Annotated in this window: 14 protein-coding genes and 1 pseudogene; all 15 read right to left on the reverse strand. The window is 61.0% G+C overall.

The features are described 5' to 3' along the window. Nucleotides 1-98: 98 nt before the first annotated feature. The gene (gene flhF, locus N005_RS13445; protein WP_047701636.1) at nt 99-1,448 is read right to left on the reverse strand and encodes a flagellar biosynthesis GTPase FlhF; all 1,350 of its coding nucleotides are present in this window, start codon (nt 1,446-1,448) and stop codon (nt 99-101) included. A gap of 11 nt (nt 1,449-1,459) precedes the next feature. Further along, entirely contained in the window at nt 1,460-3,589 is a 2,130-nt protein-coding gene (gene flhA, locus N005_RS13450) for a flagellar biosynthesis protein FlhA (RefSeq protein WP_047702219.1), read from the reverse strand. Between the two features lie 246 nt (nt 3,590-3,835). After that, the gene (flhB, locus tag N005_RS13455) at nt 3,836-4,975 is read right to left on the reverse strand and encodes a flagellar biosynthesis protein FlhB (RefSeq protein ID WP_047701637.1); all 1,140 of its coding nucleotides are present in this window, start codon (nt 4,973-4,975) and stop codon (nt 3,836-3,838) included. A gap of 3 nt (nt 4,976-4,978) precedes the next feature. Beyond that, nucleotides 4,979-5,761 carry a flagellar biosynthetic protein FliR gene (gene fliR / locus N005_RS13460; protein WP_047701638.1) on the reverse strand — a complete coding sequence of 261 codons (783 nt, stop codon included), beginning with the start codon at nt 5,759-5,761 and terminating at the stop codon, nt 4,979-4,981. 4 nt (nt 5,762-5,765) lie between these two features. Continuing rightward, the gene (fliQ, locus tag N005_RS13465) at nt 5,766-6,035 is read right to left on the reverse strand and encodes a flagellar biosynthesis protein FliQ (RefSeq protein ID WP_047701639.1); all 270 of its coding nucleotides are present in this window, start codon (nt 6,033-6,035) and stop codon (nt 5,766-5,768) included. 21 nt (nt 6,036-6,056) lie between these two features. Then, nucleotides 6,057-6,806 carry a flagellar type III secretion system pore protein FliP gene (gene fliP / locus N005_RS13470; protein WP_047701640.1) on the reverse strand — a complete coding sequence of 250 codons (750 nt, stop codon included), beginning with the start codon at nt 6,804-6,806 and terminating at the stop codon, nt 6,057-6,059. Next, nucleotides 6,806-7,216, reverse strand: coding sequence for a flagellar biosynthetic protein FliO (fliO, locus tag N005_RS13475; RefSeq protein ID WP_047702220.1), 411 nt, complete (start codon nt 7,214-7,216; stop codon nt 6,806-6,808). Before fliO ends, fliP begins: the two co-directional genes overlap by 1 nt. Nucleotides 7,217-7,243: 27 nt before the next feature. Next, nucleotides 7,244-7,702 carry a flagellar motor switch protein FliN gene (gene fliN, locus N005_RS13480; protein WP_047701641.1) on the reverse strand — a complete coding sequence of 153 codons (459 nt, stop codon included), beginning with the start codon at nt 7,700-7,702 and terminating at the stop codon, nt 7,244-7,246. Between the two features lie 73 nt (nt 7,703-7,775). Continuing rightward, the gene (fliM, locus tag N005_RS13485) at nt 7,776-8,744 is read right to left on the reverse strand and encodes a flagellar motor switch protein FliM (protein ID WP_003184019.1); all 969 of its coding nucleotides are present in this window, start codon (nt 8,742-8,744) and stop codon (nt 7,776-7,778) included. 9 nt (nt 8,745-8,753) lie between these two features. After that, a complete protein-coding gene (gene fliL / locus N005_RS13490; RefSeq protein ID WP_047701642.1) occupies nt 8,754-9,257 on the reverse strand; it encodes a flagellar basal body-associated protein FliL in 504 nt (167 codons plus the stop codon). A 202-nt stretch (nt 9,258-9,459) separates the two neighbouring features. After that, nucleotides 9,460-10,836 carry a flagellar hook-length control protein FliK gene (locus tag N005_RS13495; protein WP_047701643.1) on the reverse strand — a complete coding sequence of 459 codons (1,377 nt, stop codon included), beginning with the start codon at nt 10,834-10,836 and terminating at the stop codon, nt 9,460-9,462. 101 nt (nt 10,837-10,937) lie between these two features. Then, nucleotides 10,938-11,282 carry an Hpt domain-containing protein gene (locus tag N005_RS13500; protein ID WP_047701644.1) on the reverse strand — a complete coding sequence of 115 codons (345 nt, stop codon included), beginning with the start codon at nt 11,280-11,282 and terminating at the stop codon, nt 10,938-10,940. A gap of 31 nt (nt 11,283-11,313) precedes the next feature. Next, complete coding sequence (locus N005_RS13505; RefSeq protein ID WP_047701645.1) at nt 11,314-13,020, reverse strand: ATP-binding SpoIIE family protein phosphatase; 1,707 nt, start codon at nt 13,018-13,020, stop codon at nt 11,314-11,316. A gap of 81 nt (nt 13,021-13,101) precedes the next feature. Then, a pseudogene (locus N005_RS13510) lies at nt 13,102-13,401 on the reverse strand (STAS domain-containing protein); the annotation flags it as partial. A gap of 103 nt (nt 13,402-13,504) precedes the next feature. Next, nucleotides 13,505-13,954: a flagellar export protein FliJ gene (gene fliJ, locus N005_RS13515; protein ID WP_041020347.1), complete on the reverse strand. Its 450-nt coding sequence runs from the start codon at nt 13,952-13,954 to the stop codon at nt 13,505-13,507. Between the last annotated feature and the right edge of the window lie 5 nt (nt 13,955-13,959).

The raw sequence follows: 13,959 nt of genomic DNA on the forward strand, positions 1-13,959 counted from the left end.
TTACTTAGACGGAGGCCACATTACTGGCTGCGCGTTCACATACGGAACATTGCCTGGCAGACCATCGATGTAGGTACAAAAAAATATTCATGATTACCTCAGCCAACCTGCTTGGTCGGGCTGTGGTAGATATCAGCGAACATGTCAGCCATGGCTTCTTCGCTGGGTTCGTCCTGCATTTGCACACTCACGGCACGGCTGACCAGTTGGTGGCGACGCGGCAGATGCAAATCATCCGGGATCCGCGGCCCATCGGTCAGGTACGCCACCGGCAGATCGTGACCGATCGCCAGGCTCAAGACCTCGCCCAGGCTTGCCGTTTCGTCCAGCTTGGTCAGGATGCAACCGGCCAGTCCGCAGCGTTTGTAGCTGTGGTAGGCGGCGGTTAGAACCTGTTTCTGGCTGGTGGTTGCCAACACGAGATAATTTTTTGACTTGATGCCGCGTCCGGCCAGGCTTTCAAGCTGCATGCGCAGGGCTGGATCGCTGGCTTGCAGGCCGGCGGTATCGATCAGCACGACGCGCTTGCGCAACAGCGGCTCCAGCGCCTGGGCCAGGGATTGACCCGGATCCACATGGGTCACCGACACATTGAGAATCCGGCCCAGGGTCTTGAGTTGCTCCTGGGCGCCGATACGGAAGCTGTCCATGCTGACCAGGGCAATGCTCTGGGCACCGTACTTGAGTACATAACGGGCGGCGAGCTTGGCCAGGGTAGTGGTCTTGCCCATGCCGGCCGGGCCGACCATGGCAATCACCCCACCCTCTTCCAGCGGCTCGACTTCCGGCGTGGCGATCATCCGCGCCAGATGCGCCAGCAGCATGCGCCAGGCCTGGCGAGGCTCGTGGATATCGTTGATCAGCGCCAGCAGGTCGCGGGCCAGCGGGCCGGACAGGCCGATGCGTTGCAGGCGGCGCCACAGGTTGGCCTGGGCCGGACGGCTGCCTTGCAGTTGGTTCCAGGCCAGGGAGCCGAGCTGGACTTCCATCAGTTCGCGCAGGCTGTTGAGTTCGGAACGCATCGAGTCCAGGGCACGCGGATCGATACCAGGAGCCGGTGCGGCAGGCGCCGGTGCCGGACGACGCGGCTCGGCCGGGGTCGGCTCGATCAGCGGTTCGGCAGCGGTCAGCGGCAGGCCGGCGGTCAACGGCTGACCGGCAAACAATTGACGATTGGTACCCGGGGCGGCCTCGCCTTCGCTGCTGCGCAGGCTCAATTCGGCCTGGGCGCTGGCGATGCGCGACTGGGTCTTGCGTAGCTCGTCCTCAAGCTCCATGTTCGGAACCCGCGGGGCCAGCGCAGACAGCTTGTAGTCCAGAGCCGCCGTCAGCTCGACACCACCGGCGATCCGGCGGTTGCCGATGATGGCTGCTTCGGCGCCCAGCTCGTCACGGACCAGTTTCATGGCCTGACGCATATCGGCGGCGAAAAAACGCTTCACTTGCATAACCCACTACCTCAGCCGTTGGGCCCTACTGTCGCAACAATGGTCACTTGCTTGTTGTCCGGTATTTCCTGGTACGCCAGCACATGCAGCCCCGGGACCGCGAGGCGACCGAATCGCGAGAGCATCGCACGAATCGGACCCGCCACCAGCAGGATCACCGGTTGGCCTTGCATCTCTTGCCGCTGGGCTGCCTCGATCAACGAACGTTGCAGCTTCTCGGCCATGCTTGGCTCCAGCAGAACGCCCTCTTCCGAGCCTTGTCCTGCCTTCTGGAGACTATTGAGCAATATCTGTTCCAACCTTGGCTCCAGGGTGATCACAGGCAGCTCCGACTCAGTACCTACAATGCTTTGGACGATTGCACGGGATACGCCGACCCGAACCGCGGCCACCATGGCGGCGGTATCTTGACTCTTGGAAGCGTTGTTGGCGATGGCTTCGGCAATACTGCGGATGTCGCGTACCGGCACCTGTTCGGCCAGCAGCGCTTGCAAGATCTTGAGCAGCTGCGACAACGAAACCACGCCCGGCACCAGCTCTTCGGCGAGTTTCGGCGAGCCCTTGGCCAGCACCTGCAGCAATTGCTGGACTTCTTCGTGGCCGATCAGTTCGCTGGAGTGCTTGTACAAAATCTGGTTCAAATGTGTCGCGACTACCGTACTGGCGTCCACCACGGTGTAACCGAGGGACTGGGCCTGGGCCCGCTGACTGATTTCAATCCACACCGCCTCCAGGCCAAAAGCCGGGTCCTTGGCGGTAATGCCGTTGAGCGAACCATAGACCTGACCTGGGTTGATCGCCAGTTCGCGGTCCGGGTAGATCTCGGCTTCGGCCAGGATCACCCCCATCAGCGTCAGGCGATAGGCGCTGGGTGCCAGGTCGAGGTTGTCGCGGATATGCACGGTGGGCATCAGGAAGCCCAGGTCCTGGGACAACTTCTTGCGCACGCCCTTGATCCGTGCCAGCAGTTGGCCGCCCTGGTTGCGATCCACCAAGGGGATCAGGCGATAGCCGACTTCCAGGCCGATCATGTCGATAGGGGTCACGTCGTCCCAGCCCAGTTCCTTGGTCTCCAGGGCACGGGCCGGCGATGGCAGCAATTCCTGCTGGCGCTTGACCTCTTGCAACGCCTGGACTTTCTGCGCGTTCTGCTTCTTCCAGAACAGATAGGCACCGCCGGCCGCCAGAGCTGCCATGCTCAGGAAGGAAATGTGCGGCATGCCCGGAACCAGGCCCATCACGGCCATCAGGCCAGCGGACACGGCCAGCGCCTTGGGCGATGCGAACATTTGCCGGCTGATCTGCTTGCCCATGTCTTCGGACCCCGAAGCACGGGTCACCATGATCGCCGCCGCTGTGGATAACAACAGTGATGGCAATTGCGCCACCAAACCGTCACCGATGGTCAGCAGGGCGTAAACCTTGCCGGCGTCACCGAAACTCATCTGATGCTGGAAAATACCGACGGCCATGCCGCCGATCAGGTTGATGAACAGGATCAACAGGCCGGCGATGGCGTCGCCGCGCACGAACTTGCTCGCACCGTCCATGGAGCCGTAGAACTCGGCCTCCTGGGCCACTTCCAGACGCCGCAGCTTGGCCTGGCTCTGATCGATCAGGCCGGCGTTGAGATCGGCGTCGATCGCCATTTGCTTGCCGGGCATCGCGTCGAGGGTGAAACGCGCGCTCACTTCGGAAATACGCCCGGCACCCTTGGTGACCACCACGAAGTTGATGATCATCAAGATGGCGAAGACCACGATACCGACCACGTAGTTACCGCCGATCACCACCTCACCGAAGGCCTGGATCACCTTACCGGCGGCGGCATGACCTTCCTGACCATGCAGCATGACCACCCGGGTGGAGGCCACGTTCAGCGCCAGGCGCAGCAACGTGGCCACCAGCAGGATGGTCGGGAACACAGCGAAATCCAGCGGCCGCAGGGCGTACACGCACACCAGCAGCACCACGATCGACAAGGCGATGTTGAACGTGAAGAACACGTCCAGCAGGAACGGCGGAACCGGCAGCATCATCATGGCGAGCATGACCATCAGCAACAGCGGGACGCCCAGATTGCCCCGGCTGAGGTCTACGACGTTGCTGCGCGCAGTGCTGAGTAACTGAGAGCGATCCACCAAAATTCCCCGTTCCTGTGAAGCAAACTTTTGACGCCCGCAACGGGCGCAGACGGGGTATTGCAAGAAGCCTTCCAACTTTTGCCAGACCTTGGAATACAAGCCTCCAAGCCGGAATACGCCCCCTGTGGGAGCGGGCCTGCTCGCGATGGCGGTGGGTCAGCAACGAATGTATTGGCTCGGAGACCGTAATCGCGAGCAGGCTCGCTCCCACAGGGTTTGTCCCAGCAGGACCTGGCGCACGCCTTATTCTGGATCCCGACGCAAATCCGGCGGGATCGGCAGGTCCTTGAGTGGATCGGGGCGCTTGCCCTTGCCGGCGCGGTGCTGGCGGATCTGGTAGACGTAGGCCAGTACCTGGGCCACCGCCAGGTACAACCCGCCAGGAATCTCCTGGTCGAGTTCGGTGGAGTAATAGATCGACCGCGCCAGGGCCGGCGACTCCAGCAGCATCACTTCATTGGCCACGGCAATCTCACGGATCTTCAGCGCCAGGAAATCGCTGCCCTTGGCCAGCAACACCGGAGCGTTGCCTTTGTCCGGGTCGTACTTGAGCGCCACGGCGTAGTGGGTCGGGTTGGTGATGACTACGTCGGCCGTCGGGATCGCCGCCATCATCCGCCGCTGGGACACCTCATGTTGCAACTGGCGAATCCGCTGCTTGACCTCCGGCTTGCCCTCCGAATCTTTGTACTCGTCGCGAACCTCCTGCTTGGTCATCATCAGCTTCTGCTTGCTCTGATACAGCTGGATCGGCACGTCGATCGCGGCGATCAGGATCAGGCCGCAGGCCATCCACAAGGCGCTCCAGCCCACCAGCTGCACGCTATGGATAATGGCCTGCTCCAGCGGCTCATGGGCAATGCGCACCACGTCGTCGATGTCCGACTGCAACACCGTCAAAGCCACGGACAAGACCAGCAGAAATTTCCCAAAGGCCTTGAGCAGTTCCATCAGGGCCGAGGTGGAAAACATGCGTTTCAGGCCTGCCAACGGATTCATCCGACTGAACTTGGGGGCCAGGCTACCGGCTGCGAACAGCCATCCCCCCAGGGAAATCGGGCCGATGAAAGCAGCCAGGAGCAAGAAGATCAGAATCGGCTGCACCGCCACAATCGCAATCTTGCCCGAGTGCAACAGGTGCTGCGCCATAGTCCCCGGGCTGAGCAGCACCTCACGAGGCAGGGAGAAATTCAAGCGCATGATTTCCAGCAGATCCAGGGCCAACCCACCCCCATAGATCAGCAGCCCGCCAGTACCGGCCAGCATTACCACAAGGGTATTGAGCTCCTTGGAGCGCGCGATCTCACCCTTCTCCCGGGACTCGCGCTTACGCTTCTCCGTGGGGTCTTCTGTCTTGTCCTGGCCACTCTCGCTCTCAGCCATGATTCAGCGCGCCTGTGCCATGTCACGGAGCAGCTGCAAAGCCTGGGTGGCCAGCGGCTGATACTGATTGAGAATATCCCCCAGGCTGACCCAGAAGATCACCATGCCCAGCACCAGGGTCAGCGGAAAGCCGATGGAAAAAATGTTCAGTTGCGGCGCTGCCCGGGTCATCACCCCAAATGCAATGTTGACCACCAGCAGGGCCGTGATCGCAGGCAGCACCAATACCATCGCTGCCCCCAGGACCCAGCCGAGCTTGCCGGCAACCTCCCAGAAATGATTGACCAGCAGCGCACTGCCTACCGGCATCGTGGTGAAGCTCTCGGTCAACACCTCGAAGACCACCAGGTGTCCGTTCATGGCGAGGAACAGCAGCGTCACCAGCATCGTCAGGAACTGACCGATCACCGCCGTATTCACGCCGTTCGTAGGGTCGATCATGGACGCGAACGCCATGCCCATCTGGATCGAAATGATTTGCCCGGCCACCACGAACGCCTGGAAAAACAGCTGCAGCGAAAATCCCATCAAGGACCCGATAAGAATCTGTTCGGCCACCAGCATCAGCGCACTGAGGTCCAGCGCATGAACCTCTGGCATCGGCGGCAACCCAGGCACGATCACCACCGTGATTGCCAGGGCGAAATACAGGCGCACGCGCCTCGGCAGCAGAGTCGTACCGAAGACCGGCATGCTCATCAACACGGCAGTGACGCGAAACAGCGGCAAGACGAAAGCCGCCACCCAGGAGCCGATCTGGGTATCCGTCAGCGCGAGCATCGACATCCGGTCAGCCGATCAACTGCGGAATACTGCCATACAGCCGCAGGATGTATTCCATGAAGGTTTGCACCATCCAGGGCCCGGCAACGATCAGCGTCACCAGCATGACCAGCAGGCGCGGCAGGAAGCTCAGGGTCTGTTCGTTGATCTGGGTCGCAGCCTGGAACATCGCCACAACCAGGCCCACCAACAGACTGGGGATCACCAGGATGGCGACCATCACGGTCGTCAGCCAGAGCGCTTCGCGGAACAGGTCTACCGCTACTTCAGGTGTCATATCGCCCTACCTGCAAATAATCTAAACACCGCCGAAACTGCCCGCCAGGGTACCGATGATCAACGCCCAGCCATCCACCAGCACGAACAGCATGATCTTGAACGGCAGGGAAATGATCAGCGGCGACAACATCATCATCCCCATCGCCATCAATATACTGGCGACCACCAGGTCGATAATCAGAAACGGAATGAAGATCATGAAGCCGATCTGGAACGCGGTTTTCAGTTCAGAAGTCACGAATGCCGGTACCAGGATGGTCAGCGGTGCCTGGTCGGCGCTGGGGATGTCGGTGCGCTTGGACAGGCGCATGAACAACTCCAGGTCGCTGCTGCGGGTCTGGGCCAGCATGAAATCCTTGACCGGCACTTCGGCCTTGGCCACGGCATCCTGGGCGGTGATCTTTTCCGCCAGGTAAGGTTGCAGCGCATCCTGGTTCACCCGGTCGAACACCGGCGCCATGATGAACATGGTCAGGAACAGCGCCATGCCGGTGAGGATCTGGTTCGACGGCGTCTGCTGCAAACCCAGGGCCTGGCGCAGGATCGAAAAGACGATGATGATCCGGGTGAAACTGGTCATCAGCATGACGAACGCCGGGATGAAACTCAGCGCAGTCATGATCAACAGGATCTGCAGGCTGACCGAGTATTCCTGGGCCCCTTGGGCGTTGGTACCGAGGGTGATCGCCGGGATCGACAACGGATCGGCGGCGAACGCCAACGGTGCGGCCAGCATCAGGGCCAACGCCAACAGAATGCGCAACGGCATTACTTCTTATCCTTCTGGTCTTTACCCAGCAGTTCCATGAGGCGCTGGGCAAACTCGGGAGTAGCCTGGTCGGTGGTGGGCACCTGCACCGGCTCCTTGAGGACATGCAACGCAGTGATGGTGCCTGGACTCAGGCCCAGCAGGATCTGCTCGTTGCCGACCTGCACCAGCACCAACCGATCCCGCGGACCGAGCGCGCGGGAGCCGACGATGTCGATGACCTGGCCCTTGCCGGTGGGGCCCGCCTGCTGCACGCGTCGCAGCAGCCAGGCCAGCAGGAAGATCACCCCTAGCACCAGCAGCAGGCCGAGCACCAGCTGCACCAATTGTCCGGCCATGCCACTGCCGGCTGTCGACGCCGCGGCCACGGTGTTCGCGGGCTCGGCCGCCATGACGCTGAATGGCAGCATCAGGGCGGTAGCGAAAAGGCCTTTCACTTAGCGCAGCTTCTTGATGCGTTCGCTCGGGCTGATCACGTCCGTCAGGCGAATGCCGAACTTCTCGTTGACCACCACCACTTCGCCGTGGGCGATCAGGGTGCCGTTGACCAGCACGTCCAGCGGCTCACCTGCCAGGCGATCCAGCTCGATCACCGAGCCCTGGTTGAGTTGCAGCAGGTTGCGGATGTTGATGTCGGTGCTCCCCACTTCCATGGAGATCGATACTGGAATATCGAGAATCACGTCCAGATTCGGCCCGTCCAGCGTCACCTGCTCGTTGCTTTTCGGCACGCTGCCAAACTCTTCCATCTGCAAGCGATTGGACGCATGGGCACCGGTGTCCGCGGCCAGCAAGGCGTCGATGTCGGCTTGTCCGGTTTCACCGGCTTCTTCCAGGGCTGCTGCCCACTCATCAGCCAGCGACTGGTCGTCCTGGTTGTTCATATCATTAGCCATCATTTGTCCTCGGCGGGCAAAAATCAGTTAAAAACGTAAAAATTCAGCTACAAAACTCAAGGTTCGACATTGCTCAGCGGCGTTCGATCGGCTCGATCACCTGCAATGCCAGGTTGCCTTTATGAGAGCCCATCTTGACCTTGAAGGCCGGTACGCCATTGGCACGCATGATCATGTCTTCCGGCATTTCGACAGGAATGATGTCCCCCGGCTGCATGTGCAGGATGTCCCGCAGGCGCAACTGACGCCGGGCAACCGTCGCCCCGATCGGCACGTCGACATCCAGTACGTCCTGGCGCAACGCATTGATCCAGCGCTCGTCCTGATCGTCGAGGTCGGACTGGAAACCGGCGTCGAGCATTTCGCGCACCGGCTCGATCATCGAGTACGGCATGGTCACGTGCAGGTCCCCGCCACCACCATCGAGTTCGATGTGGAAGGTCGATACCACGATGGCTTCGCTCGGCCCGACGATGTTGGCCATGGCCGGGTTCACTTCCGAGTTGATGTACTCGAAGTTCACTTCCATGATCGCCTGCCAGGCCTCCTTCAGGTCGACGAAGGCCTGTTCCAGCACCATGCGCACGACCCGCAGCTCGGTCGGGGTGAATTCACGACCCTCGATCTTGGCGTGACGACCATCACCGCCGAAGAAGTTGTCCACCAGCTTGAATACCAGCTTGGCGTCGAGGATGAACAGCGCGGTGCCGCGCAACGGCTTGATCTTCACCAGATTGAGGCTGGTGGGCACATACAGCGAGTGCACATATTCCCCGAACTTCATCACCTGCACGCCACCGACCGCTACGTCGGCGGAGCGACGCAGCATGTTGAACATGCTGATGCGGGTGTAGCGGGCGAAACGTTCGTTGATCATCTCCAGGGTCGGCATGCGTCCGCGAACGATGCGATCCTGGCTGGTCAGGTCGTAGCTTTTGACGCTGCCCGGTTCAGCAGCGTTTTCGGTCTGCACCAAGCCGTCATCGACACCATGCAACAACGCGTCGATTTCGTCCTGGGACAACAGGTCCTGCACGGCCATGGCGGGTTCCTACTGCAATACGAAGTTAGTGAAGAGCAACTGTTCGATCACCACTTTGCCGAGCTCTTTCTGAGCCACTTCCTGCACGCTGGCCGTGGCTTTCTGACGGAGCATTTCCTGGCCGACGGGCGTGGCAAGGGTGTCGAAATTCTGTCCGGAAAACAGCATCACCAGATTGTTGCGGATCAGAGGCATGTGCACCCGCAGTGCTTCCAGGTCAGCCTGGTTGCGACCCAGCAAGGTGATGCTGACCTGCATGTAGCGTTGACGGCCATTCTGGGTGTAGTTGGCGACGAACGCAGGCGCCATGGGTTCGAAAATCGCTGGCTGCTTGCCCACCGGCGCGGCCTCGACGACCGGCGCTGGCTTGCTTTGAGCGCTGTGCATGAAATACCAGGTTGCCCCCACGGACACACCGATCGCCAGGAGCAAACCCACGACGATCAGGATGATCATCTTGAGCTTGCCTTTGGTTGCGGGGTCTTTTACAGCTGCTGCTTCGCTCTTCGCCATGCCAATAATCCGTCACTAATCGGGGGGTTTACGGTTGCATGGCTAGGCAGGAGCAAGTGTTATGCCAGAAGCAATTTGCAGCATCCGAAAACAACTGTGGGAGCGAGCCTGCTCGCGATAGCGGTGGCTCAGACACTTTATGGGTGACTGGTCTACCGATATCGCGAGCAGGCTCGCTCCCACAAGGGATTAGCGCAACAGGTCAGGCGTAGTAATCGACCGCGCTGGTACCGATGACGCTGGTGGTAGCGGCCGCCACCTCGGCAACACTGGCCGGCACGTGCTCGTCTGCCGAATCCACTCGTCCGCCGGACGATGACGCGCGACTGGCCTGGGCCTGCTGCTGCGCCTGCTGATCCGGGTTCTGAGAACCACGGGACTGATCCGATACGTTGACATCGACCTGGCCCATGCCCTGCTGGGCGAAACTGTCCCGCAGGCGATGCAACTGGCCTTCGAGGGCTTCGCGGACGCCGGAATGGGCACTCATGAACGTCACTTGGGTCTGTTGATCCGGCACCATGTTCACCCGGATGTCCAGGCGACCAAGCTCGGCGGGCTGCAACTGGATATCGGCAGCCTTGAGATTGGCGCTCGACAGGTACATCACCCGGTTGACCACTTCTTCGGTCCAGCCACTCTGATTCATGGCGATGGGCTGGTTGACCGGCACCGCATTGGCGGTCTTGGGCGTAGCAGCCTGGGTCAACGCCGCCAGGCGGTTGGCGAAATCATCCACGCGAGTGTCACTGGAAGCCGCGCCCAGATCCTTGAGGCCCTCACCGATCAGCCCACTGAACGCTTTTTCCCCGCCTTGGCTGCCTGGACCGGTACTGTTCTGGTCCGCTTGCACGGTGAGCATGCTGGCCATGCTGGCGGCAAACGTCTGGGCCGAGGTCGGCTCACCGTCGAGCGGAGCCGGGGCGGCAGTTTTGGATTGGCTGGTCGCGGAAACGTGGCCGCCCTGCTCCATCGCCAGTCGCAACGCCGGCAAGGCGTCGAGCGGGTCGGCCTCGGGATCGAATTTCGGATCCTCCGCCGGCGCGGCCTGGGCTGCCGGGGCCAGCGGAACGACCGGGGTCGCCACGGCAGCCGCTACTTGCGGCACAGTCGCGGCGTCCACCACGGGCGTGGGCACCACGTCGGCTTGAACCACAGGTATAACCACATCCGACGGCAACATCGGGTCGACGACAGGATCGGCAGGGGCCGCGTCCGCTACCGGGGTATCGGTCTCGGTTTCGCTGTCGGCATCGGCGTCCTTGTCTGCCGTGTCATCGGCCTTGACCGGTTTGTCGGCGGGCAAGGGTTTGCCGCTATCGGCAACGGTCGGTTCCGGGGCGGCAGCCGTTTCATCGCCGGCGTCCTTTTTGACGCTGCTGTCGGGGGTCTTGTCGCGCACCGGCTTCATCGCCGGCTCAGGGGCCGACGAGGATTTGACGGGGGCTTGCTGGGCGAAGACCTGGGCGAAGCTGGAGGCTCTATTACCGAGGTCCGGAGCCGCTGCCGGCGGATTGACGGCGGCCTGCGGCTTGGCCTGGGCAGTGGCCTGAAGCAATGTATTGGGCGTAACGGGCATAAAAAGGTCTCCGCTGCACTGAAATCATAGGTACAGTCGAGACTGGACAATGCAAGGGGCGGGCCAACGTCAGGACATGGCGATGCCGGGCAGGTCATCACTCAGCAGTGAAAGCCTTCGCGCTCTTCCCGGCAAAGATTTCGGACATGGGCAAATTCGCTGTCGATTTCGCTGACCAGCTTCTCGATCCCCCCCAGGGAGGGCTGTTTGGCACGCTGCTCCAGCTCACCACACAGTTCGGCCAGGCGGACGGCGCCCATGTTGCTGCTGCTGCCCTTGAAACTGTGGGCGGTGGCGCTCAGCTTTTCGGCGTCGCGGGCTTCATGCAGCACGCGCAAGCGCGCCTCGGAGTCGTTGAGAAACGTATCCAGCAGCTCCAGATACCCTTCCTCCATGACTTCCTTCAACGTGCTGAGCACGTCGCGGTCCAGATGAATCTCGTTCACTTGTTCGCTCCCTGATCAAGAGTGGCGCGGATTATGCCAGAGCCTCCCAGAAAAATTCCACGCGGACACTACGACCATCGTCTGACCAACAGGCTTGGTGGCTCAACTGACGCACCAGGCTGACACCACGTCCCGACAACCGGTCACTGTCCAGCGGCCGGGCCAACACACGGGCTACATCGAAGCCCTCACCACTGTCTTCAACCTCGATCACCAGGCGACCTCCGTCGCCGTGGGGCGTGACATGCAAATGTACCCGGATGTGACCAGCGTCCAGTTCATCCAGGCGAGTGCTGCGCTCCATGTAATAGCGCGCAAAACCCGACGCGTCGCGTTTGATGCTCGAGTCGAGCCCCAGTACCCCATGCTCCAAGGCATTGGAATACAGCTCTGAAAGAACGCTGTAAAGCGCGCCGCTCTGAGCTCTGAGCCCATGCACTTCAAGCAGCAACTGCAACAAGTACGGCATCGGGTTGAAGCGCTTGAGCGTCTGCGCCCGGAACTCGAAACTCACCGACCAGTCCAGCGGACTGGATTGGCCGCTATCGGAATAGACCGGTGGCGGCGGGTTGAGTTGCGTCGGCGCGACCATCCGCACTTCGACCATGCTGAAATCGTCGCGGGCCTCGCCGCGAAAGTCCCGCAGGGCCTGCTGGATATCCCCGAAAAGGCAATCGGGTTCACGGTTGGCGGCAAACACCTGCTGCAGTCGCTCCACACCGAACAACTGGTCATCGGCATCGCTGGTATCGATCACGCCGTCGGACAGCAGGAACACCCGGTCGCCCACCGCCATGGGATGTACTTCGGTCCGGTCATCGAACAGTTGAGGCGTGAGCACCCCCAATGGCAGGTGCCGCGCCGGCAATGGCGTGCGCACGCCAGTGAGACTGTCATGCAAGTACCCATCGGGCATGCCGCCATTCCAGATTTCCACCGTGCAGCGCTGGAAGCCCAGGCAGAGCAGCGTCGCGCAACAGAACATGTCCACCGGCAGGATGCGTTTGAGCTTGGCGTTCATTTCCCGCAGGATCTGCGCCAGGCCATAGCCTTTGGCGGTCATCCCGTAGAACACTTCCGCCAGCGGCATTGCACCGACCGCCGCCGGCAGGCCATGTCCGGTGAAATCCCCCAGCAGGACATGCATGTCGCCGGCCGGGTTGAACGCAGCCAGCAGCAGGTCGCCGTTGAACAGGGCATAGGGCGATTGCAGGTAGCGGATATTCGGTGCGCTCAGGCAGCCGGAGTGGGCAATCTTGTCGAACACGGCCTTGGCGACCCGCTGCTCGTTGAGCAGGTAATCGTGGTGCCGGGCAATCTGGTCACGCTGCTCCACGACCGTGGCCTGCAACCGGCGCAAGCGGTCCATGGCCTTGATCTTGGCGGCCAGAATCACCTGATTGTAGGGTTTGGCCAGGAAATCGTCACCGCCGGCTTCCAGGCAACGGGCCAGGCCTTCGCTCTCGGTCAATGACGTGAGGAAAATGATCGGCACCAACTGGTCGCCGGCCAGTTGCTTGATCTTCTGCGCCGCCTCGAATCCATCCATGACCGGCATCATTGCATCCATCAGCACCAGGTGCGGACGTTGCTCCGTATAGATTTCGACCGCCTCGGCCCCATCGGCTGCGGTGAGCACGTGATGGCCCTGGCGGCGGACAATGGTGGATAACAGCAGTCGGTCAGCGGCACTGTCTTCGGCAATCAGGACCGTCAGCGACTCCAGCTCGGACAACATGGCTGTCGATCAGGCTTTGCCCGGGTGGAATTTGTCCTGAGGGTGTTTGTCCTTCTCCGACTTGTCGTCTTTCGGGCCATCGATATCGAACAGCTTGTCGAAATTGGATATCGCGAGAATCTTGCGCACATCCGCGCCGCAGTTGGTGACATTCACGTCGGCATCTTCACCGCCGGCATGATCGCGGAGCAAGAGCAGCATGCCCAGCGCGGAGCTGTCGAGGTAGGTGGTGTCCTTCAGGTCCACGACGTAGGTTTCAGGCTTGCGGTTGAGCTTCTCGTAGGACTCGCGAAACTCCTGATGCCGTCCGAAATCGAATCGACCCTTGATCGAAATCGTCAGCTTCTTCCCATCATCGGATACTTCGGTAACGACTGACATAGTTGGCTTCCCTGTCATGGACATACGTGTACAAGGTTTAGCATCTGGTAAAGGACTGAGCAAGGTTTTGGCCCATCCAACCGACAAAATCCCGACTTCATGATCAAAACGAATCCTGGCGTGGCAAGCGCTGGGATAACTCGTCCAACAATTTCTGCTCGCGCTTGTCTTCCAGTTGCCTCGCTTCATCGATATAGCGTTGCACCAGTTTGCGCAGCCCCTCTACCCGGGCAAAGGCTTCTTGCCAGCTCTGGCGTGCCTTCTCCAGGTTGTTCTGATGCCAGACCAGGCTTTGACGCTGCTGGTCGATGGCGGTCCCCAGCTGTGCAAGGAAGCCTTGGTAACCCAACAGCCACTGGCCGGAAACGCCATGGCTGCCGCGAGCGATCCATTGCTCCTGGTATTCGAGGCGGAAATTCTCGAGGTCCGCCAACTTGCTTTCAGCGACGGCAACCTGCCCCTGGAAATAGGCCAGCCGCTGGACAGCAGTTTTTTCGGCCTTTTCGGCCATGTCCACCACCGGCGCCAGGCGCGCCGCACGACTCGTGGCCATGGCCG

Origin of the sequence: Pseudomonas mediterranea CFBP 5447 (assembly GCF_000774145.1) — a bacterium.
GTDB classification, from domain to species: Bacteria; Pseudomonadota; Gammaproteobacteria; order Pseudomonadales; family Pseudomonadaceae; genus Aquipseudomonas; species Aquipseudomonas mediterranea.

What these genes read in the sequence shown, in the direction of transcription:
- flhF (WP_047701636.1), bottom strand. Translation starts at nt 1,448, where the DNA reads ATGCAAGTGAAGCGTTTTTTCGCCGCCGATATGCGTCAGGCCATGAAA.
- flhB (WP_047701637.1), bottom strand. Translation starts at nt 4,975, where the DNA reads ATGGCTGAGAGCGAGAGTGGCCAGGACAAGACAGAAGACCCCACGGAG.
- fliR (WP_047701638.1), bottom strand. Translation starts at nt 5,761, where the DNA reads ATGTCGATGCTCGCGCTGACGGATACCCAGATCGGCTCCTGGGTGGCG.
- fliQ (WP_047701639.1), bottom strand. Translation starts at nt 6,035, where the DNA reads ATGACACCTGAAGTAGCGGTAGACCTGTTCCGCGAAGCGCTCTGGCTG.
- fliP (WP_047701640.1), bottom strand. Translation starts at nt 6,806, where the DNA reads ATGCCGTTGCGCATTCTGTTGGCGTTGGCCCTGATGCTGGCCGCACCG.
- fliO (WP_047702220.1), bottom strand. Translation starts at nt 7,216, where the DNA reads ATGCTGCCATTCAGCGTCATGGCGGCCGAGCCCGCGAACACCGTGGCC.
- fliN (WP_047701641.1), bottom strand. Translation starts at nt 7,702, where the DNA reads ATGGCTAATGATATGAACAACCAGGACGACCAGTCGCTGGCTGATGAG.
- fliM (WP_003184019.1), bottom strand. Translation starts at nt 8,744, where the DNA reads ATGGCCGTGCAGGACCTGTTGTCCCAGGACGAAATCGACGCGTTGTTG.
- fliL (WP_047701642.1), bottom strand. Translation starts at nt 9,257, where the DNA reads ATGGCGAAGAGCGAAGCAGCAGCTGTAAAAGACCCCGCAACCAAAGGC.
- N005_RS13495 (WP_047701643.1), bottom strand. Translation starts at nt 10,836, where the DNA reads ATGCCCGTTACGCCCAATACATTGCTTCAGGCCACTGCCCAGGCCAAG.
- N005_RS13505 (WP_047701645.1), bottom strand. Translation starts at nt 13,020, where the DNA reads ATGTTGTCCGAGCTGGAGTCGCTGACGGTCCTGATTGCCGAAGACAGT.
- fliJ (WP_041020347.1), bottom strand. Translation starts at nt 13,954, where the DNA reads ATGGCCACGAGTCGTGCGGCGCGCCTGGCGCCGGTGGTGGACATGGCC.